The 420-nt window shown below is 55.2% G+C and carries 1 protein-coding gene; it reads left to right on the plus strand.

The genetic code is table 11. The features are described from left to right. Positions 1-420, plus strand: a 420-nt coding sequence (locus tag IAI51_RS27805) for a PTS transporter subunit EIIC (protein WP_187681383.1), incomplete at both ends; no start/stop codon positions are given.

The following is a 420-nucleotide window of genomic DNA, read 5'->3' on the forward strand; positions in this document are numbered from 1 at the left end:
GTTATACCGGTGGTAAGCTGGTAGGCGGCGAACGTGGCGGCGTAGTCGGTGCCATCACCACCATGGGCGTTATCGTCGGCGCAGACATGCCGATGTTCCTCGGTTCTATGATTGCAGGTCCGCTGGGCGGCTGGTGCATTAAGCACTTCGACCGCTGGGTAGACGGTAAGATCAAATCCGGTTTTGAGATGCTGGTGAAGAACTTCTCCGCAGGCATCATCGGGATGATCCTCGCTATTCTGGCATTCCTCGGCATTGGCCCGATTGTTGAAGCCCTGTCCAAAATGCTGGCTGCGGGCGTTAACTTCATGGTTGTCCATGACATGCTGCCGCTGGCGTCTATCTTTGTTGAACCGGCGAAAATCCTGTTCCTCAACAACGCCATTAACCACGGTATCTTCTCGCCGCTGGGTATTCAGC

Origin of the sequence: Pseudomonas sp. N40(2020) (assembly GCF_014472415.1) — a bacterium.
GTDB lineage: Bacteria > Pseudomonadota > Gammaproteobacteria > Pseudomonadales > Pseudomonadaceae > Aquipseudomonas.